Source organism: Microbacterium sp. ET2 (genome assembly GCF_030347395.1).
GTDB classification, from domain to species: domain Bacteria; phylum Actinomycetota; class Actinomycetes; order Actinomycetales; family Microbacteriaceae; genus Microbacterium; species Microbacterium albipurpureum.
This window is the reverse complement of record NZ_CP128170.1, coordinates 1,984,676-1,996,648: the sequence shown is the minus strand read 5'-3', so window position 1 is coordinate 1,996,648 and position 11,973 is coordinate 1,984,676. Positions and strand designations below refer to the sequence as shown.

Sequence of the window (11,973 nt, the reverse complement as noted above, 5' to 3'; positions counted from 1 at the left end):
GGGTCGCCGATGACGGCAGGGTATGGTCCGGGGTACGGCCAGGGCTACGGGCCGGGGTACGCCGCGATGCCGGCCCCGCAGCCGGCGCGGAAGGGCTTCGACATCCTCGGGCTCATCGCCGTCATCATCGCCATGGTCGGACTGGTGCCGACACTGTTCGTCTTCCTCATCGGGCTCATCCCCGAGATGAACGCCATCTGGTGGCTGCTCGTCGCCCTGATCCCGATGCTCGGCATCGGCGGAGCACTCGTGCTGCTGCTGGCGATCATCGGGCTGATCGTGGGCATCACGCGCAAGCGCCGCTACGGCCTCTCGATCACCGGCATCGTGCTGGGGCTGATGATGCTGGTTCCGATCGGTCTGCTCTCCTTCAGCTCGACCCTGTGACGCGCGTCGTCGACGAGCACTCGATCCAGCCACTGGAGCATCCCCGGCAACGCCAGATACGCCACCGTGCCGTGTGTGGCGAACGAGATCTCCTGATACGTGACGTCGATACCCTCCTGCGCTTCCCGCTGAGCGAAACGGAGGGTGTCGGCAGGCACGACCAGCTCGTCATCCGATCCCTGGGCGACGAACAGGGGCGCATCGAACGTGCGGGATCCCGCCGAGTTCTGGGCGAGCAGTTCGCGCCACGGTGACGTCTTCGTCGGATCCGCCGTGGTGAAGTTCCCGTCCACCAGTGGCTGTCCGAGGCCGTGGAGCTCGGGAATGTTCGTCAGCAGACAGAGCTCGTTCATTCTCGGGACGATGTCGAGCGCATCCGGGGTGAGGATGTCGTCGAGCTCGGCCCCGGGAACAGAATCGCCGTAGACCTCGGCATAAGCGGTGAAAGCGTACGAGCCGATGGTCACACCCGAGATGTCATCGAGATGCGCCTCCATGAGACCGAGCAAGTCGGCGGCGGGGGCTGCGACGGCGACGGCGCGCAGATCGAGCTCCGGCGCATACGTTGCCGCCGACTCCGCCGCGAAGAGCGCGGCCTGTCCGCCCTGTGAATGGCCCCACAGGACGACGTCGTCGCCGAGGGCGGCCGACGCGACCGCCTGAGCGGCTCGGACGGCATCGAGTACTGCGTGACCCGCGCTCTCGCCCACGAGGTACGAATCCGGCCCGGCCACACCCATGCCGATGTAGTCGGTCGCCACCACGGCGTAGCCCCGATCGAGAAGAAAGCGGAGACCTTCGATGCCGATGTACGGATCGAATCCGTAGGACGGTGCACAGTCGTGCGCCGCACCCGTCGTGGGGTGGCCCCAGGAGACGACGGTACGACCACCGGGAGGGGGTGGCGTGAGCGGAACGACCAACACACCGGTCGCAATCTGAGCGTTCCCGTTCAGGTCGGTCGTGCGATACATGATCCGCCACCCGCGCGCGGCGAAGGGCGCACCGAGGAGAGCCTCCGTCTTGATGAGAGATCCCGGCGGGCCGACGGCATCCTGTGGAACCGCGCTGTAGAACTCATCGACGTCGTTGCGCTCGAGGGCGTTGCCGATCAGCCGGAGCTCGGTCGACGCGACGAGCGTGCCGAGAAGGGCGAGGCTGAACGCGAAGAACGTCACCGCGATGCGGAAGCCGTGGCGGCGCAGCAACGTCACACGTACAGGATGACGTCACGCGCGGGTTTTCACCATCCGCCGCTCGATGACCGCCATCACCAGGATCGACGCCAGCGCGACGACGGCCAGACCGATCGTCAGGATCGCCAGCCCGTCGAACAGCAGCCACTCGGCGAACACACCGCCGAGGACGTTTCCGAGCAGGTAGCCGGCGCCGACGACCACCGAGTACACGCCCATGATCAGGCCGCGGTTCTCGCGGAACTCGGCCGAGATGTCGCTGAGGTGCGCGAGCGCCGCCGGGGTGAACCCCGCCTCGAGGAACATCCCGGCGATCACGATGGGAATCGCGACGGCAGGCGGCGCGCCATGGTTGAGCAGCACCAGCCCGACCGAGGCGACGATGGCGCCGGCGACCGTGACGAACAGGGTCGGGACGGTCGGCAGGCGGCCGATGAAGAACGCCCACGCCACGATGCACAGGCTGAAGACGAGCACGTAGATGCCGAGGACGGCGGAGAGTCCCGCCTCGTTGCCGGCGAAGGCGCCCGGAATGAGCTGGCCCGCGGCGGTGCGGTCGCCGGCGAGCACGAACGTGATCTGCGATGTGACCCAGGTGCCGAGGATGGCGTTGACCGCGATCCACGCCGGGAGGAAGGCCACCAGGCGTGGCTGACCGATGATCCGGATGCGCTCGCGGACGCCGGTCTGCCGGCGGCGCGCTCCGCCCGCGGCATCCGTCCTCACGAAGAGAAGCACCAGCAGGGATGCCACGATGTAGACCCCAGCGAGCGCGACGAACGACCAGAGCCCCCAGACTCCGTAGAGAAGCGGGCCGGCTACCGCTCCGAGCGCGATGCCTCCGGACGATGACAGCTCGTACAGGCTCGTGACGCGTCCCCGTCGCATCCGATCGTCGTCACTGGCGTCGGCAAGAAGGCCGAGGGTGGCAGGTGCGGCGATCGCTGCTCCCGCACCGTCGAGGAGACGGGATGTCGCGACGACGGCGATCACGAGCGCCGCCGACGGCGCCACCGCGATGAGGGACGCTCCGGGGGTGATGAGGATGCCGGCGGCGGCGAGGAGCGGAGCCGCCACGAGGAAGACCCGGCGGCCGCGGCGGTCGCTCGCCGACCCCGCGAGCGGGGCGAGCACGAGTTCGGCGAGAAAGCTCAGCCCCGACAGCACTCCGAGGATGAGGGCCCCGACGGGGGCGCCGGCGCGAGCCAGGTCGACGAAGTAGGCCCCGAGCGCCAGCGCGCCGGCCGCCGACGCGCTCCGGATGAGCAGCTGCGCGACGAGCACCGCGGGGGTGCCGACCGGGGGCGCTGCGCCGGGGGACGTCATGACACCAGCCTGAGCGCTTTTCGACGTCACCGGGTCGGTCACCGGCCGAGAAGTCCTCCGAACCGCGCGACCCGGCAGAAAATGTGGCGTGCTCGCGGATAGAGCCGCCGAATTCGACGGGTCGCGGGATACTCGGACACTCGACCGGCGGCGGTACGCTCGCACCATGGAGGACTGGGAGGACGGCGCCGCCGAGACCCTCGAACGTCTCACCGCCTCGTCGATGGCCGATGCCTACGTCGGCACCGTCCGCATCCTCTCGCTCACGCCGCCGACCCAGCGTCGCCGCTATCAGACCTGCACGATGGAGCTCGCTCTTCAGGTGCCCGAGCTCGAGGGCGAGACGCTGCGGACCGAGGTCGTCCTCGACAAGCGCTACTGGCCCGAGGTGGGCGTCGTGCTGCGTGCGCGCATCTCGCGTCGCAAGCCCCGGATGATCGACGCCGACTGGGACGCGTTGGCCCGCCGATGAACGACAGCCGCCCCTCGGCCCCGCGCGCCGGCTGGGAAACGGCGGTGCAGAGCCGCTGGGGTTGCCGTATCGCGTTGACCGCGATGCACCCGGCGGGTTCGATCGAACCATGACGCGTCCCGCCTCGCCCGCTGTCCGTCGGACGGTGTCGACTGTCGTGTTCCTGCTGGGCGCGCTCTACACCAGCCTCGTCCTCTGGGTCACGCTTCGCCCGCTGCCGTGGGCGACCGAGGGATCGGAGGCGCCGTGGGGCATCCTCAACCCCGCCGCGTGGACGGATGAGGCGGCGTGGACGGATGGGCGGAGCCTGGAGATCCTGCTGAACGTCCTGATGTTCGTGCCGATCGGGGTGGCCACCGGCCTGCTCCTGCGGGGCGTGCTCGCACTCGCGCTTCCCCTGCTGCTGACGCTCGGGATCGAGCTCGCCCAGATTCCGCTCGACCGGATCTCCCACCCGCGTGACCTCGTCGCCAACGGGCTGGGCGCCATCGTCGGGGTCGCACTCGCCGCGGTCATCCGCCGTCATCCTGCCTGGCCTGGCCGGGCGCGGCGTCAGTCGAACGTGTCTGTCCAGGACGCGATGTCGACGCCGTGATTATCCGGCGACGCCAGCGACCACCATTGCGGGGCGTACGTGTCGTCGGCCAGTCTTCCACCGGCGGCGAGTGCTGCGTCCACCCGCGCCTGCGCGCGATCGGCCGGAAGAAACACGTCGAAATGTGTGCGCCCGCGGCCCGGCGCATCGCCGGTGATCGGATTGAACGCCAGCGGCGGTCCGGCGCGTAACGGGTCGACCGCGTCGGTCTCACCGAGCGGGTCGTACCCGAGCGCCGCCAGAAAGAACGGGCGCGAGTCCGCCCCGGAATGCTGGGCGACGTACACCCCGACGGTCTGCACGAGCGACGGGTCGGCGATGAGCCCCCGCCGGGCCGCCGCAACCGAGACGGCACCGGCGAACTGCGGAGTCTTCGCAGGGATGCCGGTGCCGTCCCGGGAGGGCACCCGGACCACGACCGCTTCCTCGCGGAGATCGATGTCGGGACGGATGCCGTGCTGCGCGGCGGCGGCGAGGATGTCGTCGACGAGCGCCGCCGCATCGCGCAGTGATGACGAGCGCCAGACCGCCTGCGGGCCGGTACTGGTCACGCGCCAGTCTGCGACTCCTGGCGCCGCGTGGAACGCCGCAGGGGTGATCGTGCCGACCTGACCATCGCCGTCGCTCATGGGATCTCCCTACGCAGGCTGCGCGCCCGCCTCACGGCTCCACCGAGAACGGGGCTCACCCTACTCGCCGATGCGGACAACCTCACCGTTTCGCGGCATCCGCCCCGCGAACAGGATCTCCTGCGCGCGGGCACGCGCGGGATCGGGGTCGTCCATGGCCTGCAGGTGCAGATGCGGTTCGGTGCTGTTGCCCGAGTTGCCGCAGCCCGCGACGGTCTCGCCGACCCGGACGGTCCGACCGACATCGACCACGATGCTCCGCCGTCGCAGGTGACAGAGGGCCACCACCGCGTCGTGGGCCTGGATCAGCACGTGATTGCCGGCGAGGGCGCGCCATCCTGCCGCCGCGCGGCGACCCTGCGTCAGTGCGTACCCGACCGAGGAGACTCCGCGGTAGGCGCGATGATCGGGCTCTCCGTCGTGCACCCCGACGACGGTTCCGGCGATCGGCGAGAGGCTCGACGACGTCGCCCATCAGGCGACAGTAGCGAAGACCGCATTCCTCCACGGGTCGTCGAAGGAGAGGCTCCGGCCGTCGTCGCGTACCGCGGCCCCGCGGTGGCGCAGTCGCTCGCCGAGTTCGCCGAGATCGTCGGCGCCGGGGAGCACGAGGTCGACGCGGCCGAGCCCCAGCGCCGGCATGCGCGGACCCGCGCCCCTCGAGTTCCAGATGTTCATGGCCATGTGGTGGTGGTAGCCGCCCGCGCTGACGAAGAGGGCAGACCCCCGGTAGTCGGCGGTCTCGTCGAAGCCGAGCCCGTCGACGTAGAACGCCCGCGCGGTGGCGATGTCGCCCACCGACAGGTGCACGTGACCCACGCCGGCCGCGTCGCCGGCGGTCGCGCCCGCCGCGGCATCCTCGGTCAGGTGTTCGCGAAGGAACGCGTTCGGGTCGAGGAACAGCGTGCCCATCTCCACCCGGCCGTGCGTCCACGACCACGCCGTGCGCTCCCTGTCCCAGTACAGCTCGATGCCGTTGCCCTCCGGGTCGGTGAAATAGAACGCCCGGCTGACGAGGTGATCGGCGCTGCCGGTGAAGGTCTGCGGCGCGTGCCGTGCGACCGAGTACACCGCGGCGGCGAGCGCCGCCTGCGACTCGAAGAGGATGGCCGTGTGGTAGAGCCCGGCCGACCCCTGCGGCGCATGCCGGAGCTCGGGAGAGTGGATGAGGATGACGATGGGTCGCCCTGCCCGCCCGAGGGTGACGATGTCGCCCTCGGCGCCCAGGACCTGGAGGGTCACGACGTCGCGGTAGAACCGCGTCATCCCGTCGAGGTCGGCGACGAGGAGCGTCACCGGCCCCATCGCCGTGTCATCGGCGAGGTGGGAGGAGGTCGGGCCGGTGTCATCCATGCCCCCTTCAACCGCCGCGGCGGGGCCGGCATTCCGCCGTGCCTGGGAGCCTCCCGCCGCTTCGAACTCGCCAAGAACCCATACCGAAACCCCACCCGATGTGTCTACTGTCGTCTCAGGTGCGCAGATCCCGGTCGCGCGCCGCCCACCGAGGTGCTCGATGAAGAGGAGACCCGCATGAAGAAGCTCATCAACGCCCCCGCGGCGGTGCTCGCTGACGCGCTGCGAGGAGTGGAGGCCGCCCATCCCGAACTCGAGGTCGACCACGAGAACCGTCTGGTGCTCCGGCCGACAGCCGGGACGGAAGGCCAGGTCGCGCTCGTCTCGGGCGGAGGCTCGGGACACGAGCCGCTCCACAGCGGATTCGTCGGCCCCGGCATGCTCGCCGCGGCCTGCGCGGGAGAGATCTTCACCTCCCCCACGCCCGACCAGATGCTCGCCGCTGCGACCAAGGTGAACACCGGCGCCGGCGTCCTCTTCATCGTGAAGAACTACACCGGCGACGTGCTGAACTTCGAGATGGCCGCCGACCTCGCGAAGGACGAGGGCATCGAGACCGCGTCGGTGCTGGTGGCCGACGACGTCGCGGTGGAGGATTCCACCTGGACGGCCGGGCGCCGAGGCATCGGCGGCACGGTGATCGTCGAGAAGGTCGCCGGGGCCGCCGCCGCCGAGGGCCGCTCGCTCGCCGAGGTGGCGGCCGTGGCCGAGAAGGTCTCGAAGGGAAGCCGGTCGATGGGCGTCGCCCTGACCAGCTGCACCGTCCCCTCAGCCGGGAAGCCCAGTTTCGAACTCCCCGAGGACCAGATCGAGATGGGGGTGGGCATTCACGGCGAGCCGGGTCGCACGCGCAAGCCGCTCGCGAGTGCGCACGACATCGCCGAGGAACTCGTCTCCTCGATCACGGCCGACCTCGACTTCACGGGCGGGCCGGTGATCGCCCTCCTCACCGGCCTCGGCGGCACCCCGCTGATCGAGCTGTACGTCGTGTACGCCGAAGTGGCCGCGGCGCTGAAGCAGCGCGGCATCGAGGTCGCCCGCTCCCTGGTGGGCGACTACATCACGAGCCTCGACATGGCCGGATGCTCACTGACCCTCACCCAGGCGGATGACGAGACCCTGCGCCTCTGGGATGCCCCGGTCAACACCAGCGGCCTGCGGTGGGGTGCGTGAGATGACGGATGCCGTCACCACCGCCGCACTGCAGGACTGGCTCCGTCGCGCCGCCGTGGCGCTGAGCGAGAACGCCGAATACCTCACTCAGCTCGACTCGGCGATCGGCGATGCCGACCACGGCACCAACATGAACCGTGGGTTCACGGCGATCACGGCCAAGCTCGATGCCGGCTCGCCCGCCGACATCCCCGCCCTGTTCAAGACCGTCGGGATGACGCTGATCTCGTCGGTCGGCGGCGCGAGCGGGCCCCTGTACGGCACCCTGTTCCTCGAAATGGGCAAGAACTCCCCCGCGGACGGGGAGATGAGCGCGGCCGACCTCGAGAAGGCGCTGCGCGCCGGGGTGGCGGGCATCGTCGCGCGGGGTCACGCCGAGGTGGGTGACAAGACGATGGTCGACGCGCTCGACCCCGCGATCGAGGCATTGTCGGCGTCGGTGGCCTCGGGCGCGTCGGCGGCCGAGGCGGTGACGGCCGCCGCGGAGGCAGCGAAGAAGGGATCGGATGCCACCGAGCCGCTCGTCGCTCGCAAGGGCCGCGCCTCGTACCTCGGCGAGCGCAGCGCAGGACACATCGACCCCGGCTCGGTATCGGCGACGATCCTGCTGCGGGCGATGAGCGAGGCGCTGACGGAGTCAGCGGGGTGATCGGCTTCGTCGTCGTCTCTCACAGTCGTCCCCTCGCCGAGGCGGCGCTCGACCTCGCGATGCAGATGGTGCACGACGAGCCCCCGCCGGTGCGGATCGCTTCGGGCGCCCAGGGCGGGTTCGGCACCGACGCGGCAGCCATCGCGGAGGCGATCGACGAGCTCGCCGACGCCGACGGGGTGCTCATCATGACCGACCTCGGCTCGGCGGTGCTGAGCGCCGAGCTCGCCCTCGACCTTCGGGAGTCGACCCATCCGGTGCGCATCAGCGACGGGCCGTTCGTCGAAGGGATGACCGCGGGCATCGTGCGTGCCCTCTCGGGCGGCACGCTCGACGAGGTCGCAGCCGAAGCCCGGGGCACCCTGGCGGCGAAGCGGCGGGACGAACCGGACGAAGCGGCGGAACCCGCAGCCTCTGCGCCGGCGACGGGCGACGGGATCACCGCCGAAGAACCTCTCGTCAACAAGGTCGGCCTGCACTCGCGCCCCGCGGCGACGCTCGTGCGCACCGTGCGGACGTTCACCTCCGACATCCGGATCTCCAACGCCACCTCGGGGGCGGGACCGGTGAAGGCGAACAGCATGGTCGGCCTCCTCTCCCTGGGAGCGTCGAAGGGCGATGTCCTGCGGATCGAGGCCGACGGGTCCGACGCCGAAGAGGCCGTCGCCGCCCTGCGGGACCTCGTGAGGGACGGCTTCGGCGAGAAGGACTGAATGCCGCCTCGATGGGTCACGCGAGCTGGTCGTCGACCGCCGCGACGAGATCGGCGAGAACCCGCCGCTGCATGGGGTTCAGCACGTCGCCGGTGTATTCGGCGATCAGCTGCTCGGCCGCCCGGCTCATCGTCGGCATCGCGTCGGCGGATGACTCGGTGAGGAGGGGGCCGAAGGCGTGCAGGAAGTCCGACACCAGCGCCCTGGCCTCCTGCTCCGCGGTGTGGGGACCCACGAGAGCGAACCGCTCCGAGAAGGAGACGACCGCGGGAGCGATGGCAGGGTCGCTCACCCTCTCGTAGAAGCGCACCAGCTGAGGCATCCGCTCCTCGCCGATGAGATGCGCGAGCAGAATGGACTGGTCGCGATCGATCCGGGTCAGCTCCGACGGGGCACCCGCCGCCGCGAAGAACGCGAGGAAGGGCGCCAGATCGGCGGGGATGTCGGGCGGGGCACCCAGCGCGCGGACCCGTGCGATGAGGGCGCGCTGCTCGGTGAGACGCGCGATCTGCTCCGCGAGCCCGGTGTCGAGCTCGTCGAGGAGTGCGGCGCCGTCGGATGGGGCATCGAGGAGGTCGGGCATGCGCTCCAGGGGAACGCCGAGCGACGCCAGCCGCCGGATCCGCAGCAGCCGAACCAGGTCGTGCACGTCGTAGTCGCGGTATCCGTTGGATCCGCGCGGAGGTTCGGCCAGCACGCCGACCTGGTGGTAGTGGCGCAGTGCGCGTACGGTGACCCCGGCCAGTCGCGCCAGCTCTGCACTACGCACGCTCGTTCACCACCGTCTCGGCTTCGCCCGGCCCCGCGCTTCCACGCTCCAGACTACGCAGCGAGCGGGCGAACACTCCGAGTCCGAGCGCGATGATCCAGACACCGGCGAGAGCGATCGCGGCCACGTTCACGCCCGCGTACTCCGTGATCACCGCTGCGGCGACGATGCCCACCGCGGGCGCAGCGGTCATGATCGCGTTCTGCGTACCCATCACCCGGCCCCGCATCTGCTCCGGAATCCGTTCGATCATCAGCACACCGATGAGACTGCCGAACAGGCCGCTGGACAGTCCGACGAGGAAGGCGCCCGCGAACACGATCCAGATGCCCGGGAGTGCGGCGATGACGCCGAAGCCCGCTGCGCTGCCGAACAGCCCGACGAGGAACCACGTCCGCCGCCGACCCCGCGCCCCGGCGATGGCGTAGATCGTGCCGCCCAGCAGCATCCCGCCTGCGAGCGCTGTGAGGACGAAGCCGAGCATTCCGGGCTGATCGATGAGCGAGAAGTGCACCGGGAGGATCAGCCCCTGCATCGACGACAGCACGATCACCGAGATGAGGCTGAGCATGGTCGTGACCACGAGGAACGGGGTGCGGAAGAGCACGCGCCACCCGTCACGGAGCTGAGTCCAGCCGCTGGTGCGCGCGCCGCCGGCGCGGGCCGGGATGAGCACCACGCCGACACGGTGAGGAATCACCAGGGTGAGCAGTGCCGCCGCCAGCGACGTCGCCGCCGTGATCCAGAGAACGGTCGAACCGTCGAACAGCACCATGAGCGTTCCTGCCGCGGCCGGCCCGAGCAGCAGTGCGGCGGCGCCGAGCGTCTCGCGGATGCCCATGAGCCGCTCGGCTCCGATCCCGCCGTGACGCACGATGGCCGGCAGCAGAGCGTCGCGGGCGGTCATGCCCGGTACATCGCCGAGCGAGCCGATGATGCCGAACAGGATGAACCATCCGAGGCTCAACCCGGAGATCAGATCGATCAGCGGGAGCGCGGCGATGGAAGCGGCCGACACGAGATCGGTGATCACCGAGGAGGTTCGCCGGTTGATCCTGTCGATCACCACTCCCATGACGAGGCCGGCAAGGACGGCAGGGATCGCCGTCGCTGCCGCCACCGCGCCTGCTCCGAGAGCGCTCCCCGTCACCTGGAGGACGATCAGCGGGAGGGCGACGCCGGCGATCGAGTTGCCCAGGAGCGACAGCATGTAAGACGCGAGGTACGCGACGGGGATGACGTTCATGCATCCAGTCAGAACTATGACGCAACGGCGGAGTCAAGTCGTGCGCGATCAGCGGGCCACCCGGCACGAACCGGACTGCCCCGGGCTGACCGCCCGGGCGCTGAGCGCTAGCGTCTGACCATGGGATTCGAGATCGGCACGGCGACCGCCGCCGAGGTCGCGTTGATGGCCGAATGGGCCGAGGCCGAAGGGTGGAACCCGGGCGTCACCGACGCGCAGGCGTTCGCCGTCGCCGACCCCCGCGGGTTCCTGATCGGCCGCCTCGACGGCGAGCCCGTGACATCCATCTCGGTCATCGGCTACGGCGACGCGTTCGGGTTCCTCGGCATGTACATCGCCCGCCCCGAGATCCGGGGGCAGGGACTCGGTTTCCTGACCTGGCAGGCCGGGATGAAGCGGATGGCGGGACGCGTCGTCGCGCTGGACGGCGTCGTCGCGCAGCAGGACAACTACCGTCGGTCGGGATTCGTCCCGGCATGGACGAACATCCGGTACGAGGGTGCGCCTGCCGCGGCGCCGCCGCCCACGGGTGTGAGCCTCGTCGATGCGCGCGACATCCCGTTCGACCGCCTCGCCGCCTACGACCGGCGCTTCTTCGGAGCGCCCCGGGACGCCTTCCTCGCAGCGTGGGTGAGCCTGCCGGCCCGCAGCGCCCGGGTCGCCCTGCGCGGCGACGAGATCGTCGGGTTCGCGGTGCTACGCGACGCCCGGGCCGCTTCCCGGCTCGGGCCCGTCTTTGCCGACGGTGCAGCGATCGCCTCCGCCCTCGTCAGCGCGCTCGCGGAGGACCGCGGCGCGACCTCGGTCGCCGTCGACGTGCCCGGCGTCAACCCTCGCGCCGTGTCGTGGGCACGCGCGCAGCAGTGGACGCCGTCGTTCGAGACGGCCCGCATGTACACGGGAGAGCCCCCGCGCATCGACACGGACGGCCTCTTCGGGATCACCAGCCTCGAGCTGGGGTGAGAGCCCTTGTCGACCGGATGTCCCTGACGACCGGATGCGCTGTCAACCGGGATGCCGCGGGGCGGCCGCCGGGCGTAGCGTGTGGGATACGACGACGAAGGAGACGATCGTGAGTGACAGGTCCACCCCCGACGAGGGCGAGTACACCGACGAAGAGACGCGCAGCGGCCGTTTCACCCACCAGGACGGCGAAGTGCCGGGGCAGTACGAAGACGCCGAGCGAGCCGATGGCACGCGCACCTCGGACCGCGGTGAAGACCCCGGCGAGTACGAGGACGCCGAGGGTCGCGGCGGCTCGCACACGCGGCACCCCGAAGAGGCCCCGGGCGAGTACACCGACGTCGATGAGGGCGGGCACCGCTAGACGTTTCTGTCGCGCGCGGCGCGGCGCCGCGGCCGAGACGAGGATGATCGGTCGAGCAGAGTATGGGTCGGCTCGGATAGTACGCGCCTCGTCCGATCGTCCTCGCGCCGCGGGCGGTTCCGCTCCCGCCGTCGTCGG

The 11,973-nt window shown here is 70.4% G+C and carries 15 protein-coding genes; 8 read left to right on the top strand and 7 right to left on the bottom strand.

What is annotated here, in order from left to right:
- Nucleotides 1-9: 9 nt before the first annotated feature.
- Nucleotides 10-387, top strand: a complete 378-nt coding sequence (locus QSU92_RS09615; protein ID WP_289261231.1) for a hypothetical protein — start codon at nucleotides 10-12, stop codon at nucleotides 385-387.
- On the opposite strand, the gene QSU92_RS09610 is transcribed toward QSU92_RS09615, so the two are convergent.
- Together QSU92_RS09610 and QSU92_RS09605 are read right to left on the bottom strand one after the other, a co-directional pair.
- The gene (locus QSU92_RS09610; protein ID WP_289261229.1) at nucleotides 303-1,601 is read right to left on the bottom strand and encodes an alpha/beta fold hydrolase; all 1,299 of its coding nucleotides are present in this window, start codon (nucleotides 1,599-1,601) and stop codon (nucleotides 303-305) included. The two genes, QSU92_RS09615 and QSU92_RS09610, sit on opposite strands and share 85 nt — an antisense overlap.
- A 15-nt stretch (nucleotides 1,602-1,616) precedes the next feature.
- On the bottom strand, nucleotides 1,617-2,909 hold the full coding sequence (locus QSU92_RS09605) for an MFS transporter (RefSeq protein WP_289261227.1): 1,293 nt from the start codon (nucleotides 2,907-2,909) through the stop codon (nucleotides 1,617-1,619).
- 166 nt (nucleotides 2,910-3,075) lie between these two features.
- On the opposite strand from QSU92_RS09605, the gene QSU92_RS09600 reads away from it, so the two are divergent.
- Both QSU92_RS09600 and QSU92_RS09595 read left to right on the top strand, forming a co-directional pair.
- Nucleotides 3,076-3,381 carry a hypothetical protein gene (locus QSU92_RS09600; RefSeq protein ID WP_289261226.1) on the top strand — a complete coding sequence of 102 codons (306 nt, stop codon included), beginning with the start codon at nucleotides 3,076-3,078 and terminating at the stop codon, nucleotides 3,379-3,381.
- Nucleotides 3,382-3,490: 109 nt separating this feature from the next.
- Nucleotides 3,491-3,976 carry a VanZ family protein gene (locus QSU92_RS09595; protein WP_289261225.1) on the top strand — a complete coding sequence of 162 codons (486 nt, stop codon included), beginning with the start codon at nucleotides 3,491-3,493 and terminating at the stop codon, nucleotides 3,974-3,976.
- On the opposite strand, the gene QSU92_RS09590 is transcribed toward QSU92_RS09595, so the two are convergent.
- From QSU92_RS09590 to QSU92_RS09580, 3 genes are read right to left on the bottom strand one after another with little or no spacing between them, the layout of a single operon-like run.
- A complete protein-coding gene (locus QSU92_RS09590; protein ID WP_289261223.1) occupies nucleotides 3,934-4,605 on the bottom strand; it encodes a VOC family protein in 672 nt (223 codons plus the stop codon). The genes QSU92_RS09595 and QSU92_RS09590 overlap by 43 nt on opposite strands.
- A gap of 60 nt (nucleotides 4,606-4,665) precedes the next feature.
- A complete protein-coding gene (locus tag QSU92_RS09585) occupies nucleotides 4,666-5,031 on the bottom strand; it encodes a M23 family metallopeptidase (protein WP_289261221.1) in 366 nt (121 codons plus the stop codon).
- A gap of 48 nt (nucleotides 5,032-5,079) precedes the next feature.
- On the bottom strand, nucleotides 5,080-5,958 hold the full coding sequence (locus tag QSU92_RS09580; protein WP_289261219.1) for a VOC family protein: 879 nt from the start codon (nucleotides 5,956-5,958) through the stop codon (nucleotides 5,080-5,082).
- 177 nt (nucleotides 5,959-6,135) lie between these two features.
- Between QSU92_RS09580 and dhaK the strand changes: the two genes are divergently transcribed.
- From dhaK to QSU92_RS09565, 3 genes are read left to right on the top strand one after another with little or no spacing between them, the layout of a single operon-like run.
- The gene (gene dhaK / locus QSU92_RS09575; protein WP_289261217.1) at nucleotides 6,136-7,131 is read left to right on the top strand and encodes a dihydroxyacetone kinase subunit DhaK; all 996 of its coding nucleotides are present in this window, start codon (nucleotides 6,136-6,138) and stop codon (nucleotides 7,129-7,131) included.
- A gap of 1 nt (nucleotide 7,132) precedes the next feature.
- Nucleotides 7,133-7,780, top strand: a complete 648-nt coding sequence (gene dhaL, locus QSU92_RS09570) for a dihydroxyacetone kinase subunit DhaL (protein ID WP_289261215.1) — start codon at nucleotides 7,133-7,135, stop codon at nucleotides 7,778-7,780.
- Nucleotides 7,777-8,493 (top strand): HPr family phosphocarrier protein, encoded by a 717-nt coding sequence (locus tag QSU92_RS09565; protein WP_289261213.1) that lies wholly within the window; start codon nucleotides 7,777-7,779, stop codon nucleotides 8,491-8,493. Before dhaL ends, QSU92_RS09565 begins: the two co-directional genes overlap by 4 nt.
- Nucleotides 8,494-8,509: 16 nt before the next feature.
- On the opposite strand, the gene QSU92_RS09560 is transcribed toward QSU92_RS09565, so the two are convergent.
- Both QSU92_RS09560 and QSU92_RS09555 read right to left on the bottom strand, forming a co-directional pair.
- Complete coding sequence (locus QSU92_RS09560; RefSeq protein WP_289261211.1) at nucleotides 8,510-9,262, bottom strand: MerR family transcriptional regulator; 753 nt, start codon at nucleotides 9,260-9,262, stop codon at nucleotides 8,510-8,512.
- Nucleotides 9,255-10,508, bottom strand: a complete 1,254-nt coding sequence (locus QSU92_RS09555; protein ID WP_289261208.1) for an MFS transporter — start codon at nucleotides 10,506-10,508, stop codon at nucleotides 9,255-9,257. Before QSU92_RS09555 ends, QSU92_RS09560 begins: the two co-directional genes overlap by 8 nt.
- 120 nt (nucleotides 10,509-10,628) lie before the next feature.
- On the opposite strand from QSU92_RS09555, the gene QSU92_RS09550 reads away from it, so the two are divergent.
- Together QSU92_RS09550 and QSU92_RS09545 are read left to right on the top strand one after the other, a co-directional pair.
- Entirely contained in the window at nucleotides 10,629-11,471 is an 843-nt protein-coding gene (locus QSU92_RS09550; RefSeq protein ID WP_289261206.1) for a GNAT family N-acetyltransferase, read from the top strand.
- Between the two features lie 109 nt (nucleotides 11,472-11,580).
- A complete protein-coding gene (locus QSU92_RS09545) occupies nucleotides 11,581-11,835 on the top strand; it encodes a hypothetical protein (RefSeq protein WP_289261204.1) in 255 nt (84 codons plus the stop codon).
- Nucleotides 11,836-11,973 lie beyond the last annotated feature (138 nt).

Coding starts and splice junctions, on each gene's coding strand:
- QSU92_RS09615 (WP_289261231.1), top strand. CDS start 10: ATGACGGCAGGGTATGGTCCGGGGTACGGCCAGGGCTACGGGCCGGGG.
- QSU92_RS09605 (WP_289261227.1), bottom strand. CDS start 2,909: ATGACGTCCCCCGGCGCAGCGCCCCCGGTCGGCACCCCCGCGGTGCTC.
- QSU92_RS09600 (WP_289261226.1), top strand. CDS start 3,076: ATGGAGGACTGGGAGGACGGCGCCGCCGAGACCCTCGAACGTCTCACC.
- QSU92_RS09595 (WP_289261225.1), top strand. CDS start 3,491: ATGACGCGTCCCGCCTCGCCCGCTGTCCGTCGGACGGTGTCGACTGTC.
- QSU92_RS09590 (WP_289261223.1), bottom strand. CDS start 4,605: ATGAGCGACGGCGATGGTCAGGTCGGCACGATCACCCCTGCGGCGTTC.
- QSU92_RS09580 (WP_289261219.1), bottom strand. CDS start 5,958: ATGGATGACACCGGCCCGACCTCCTCCCACCTCGCCGATGACACGGCG.
- dhaK (WP_289261217.1), top strand. CDS start 6,136: ATGAAGAAGCTCATCAACGCCCCCGCGGCGGTGCTCGCTGACGCGCTG.
- dhaL (WP_289261215.1), top strand. CDS start 7,133: ATGACGGATGCCGTCACCACCGCCGCACTGCAGGACTGGCTCCGTCGC.
- QSU92_RS09555 (WP_289261208.1), bottom strand. CDS start 10,508: ATGAACGTCATCCCCGTCGCGTACCTCGCGTCTTACATGCTGTCGCTC.
- QSU92_RS09550 (WP_289261206.1), top strand. CDS start 10,629: ATGGGATTCGAGATCGGCACGGCGACCGCCGCCGAGGTCGCGTTGATG.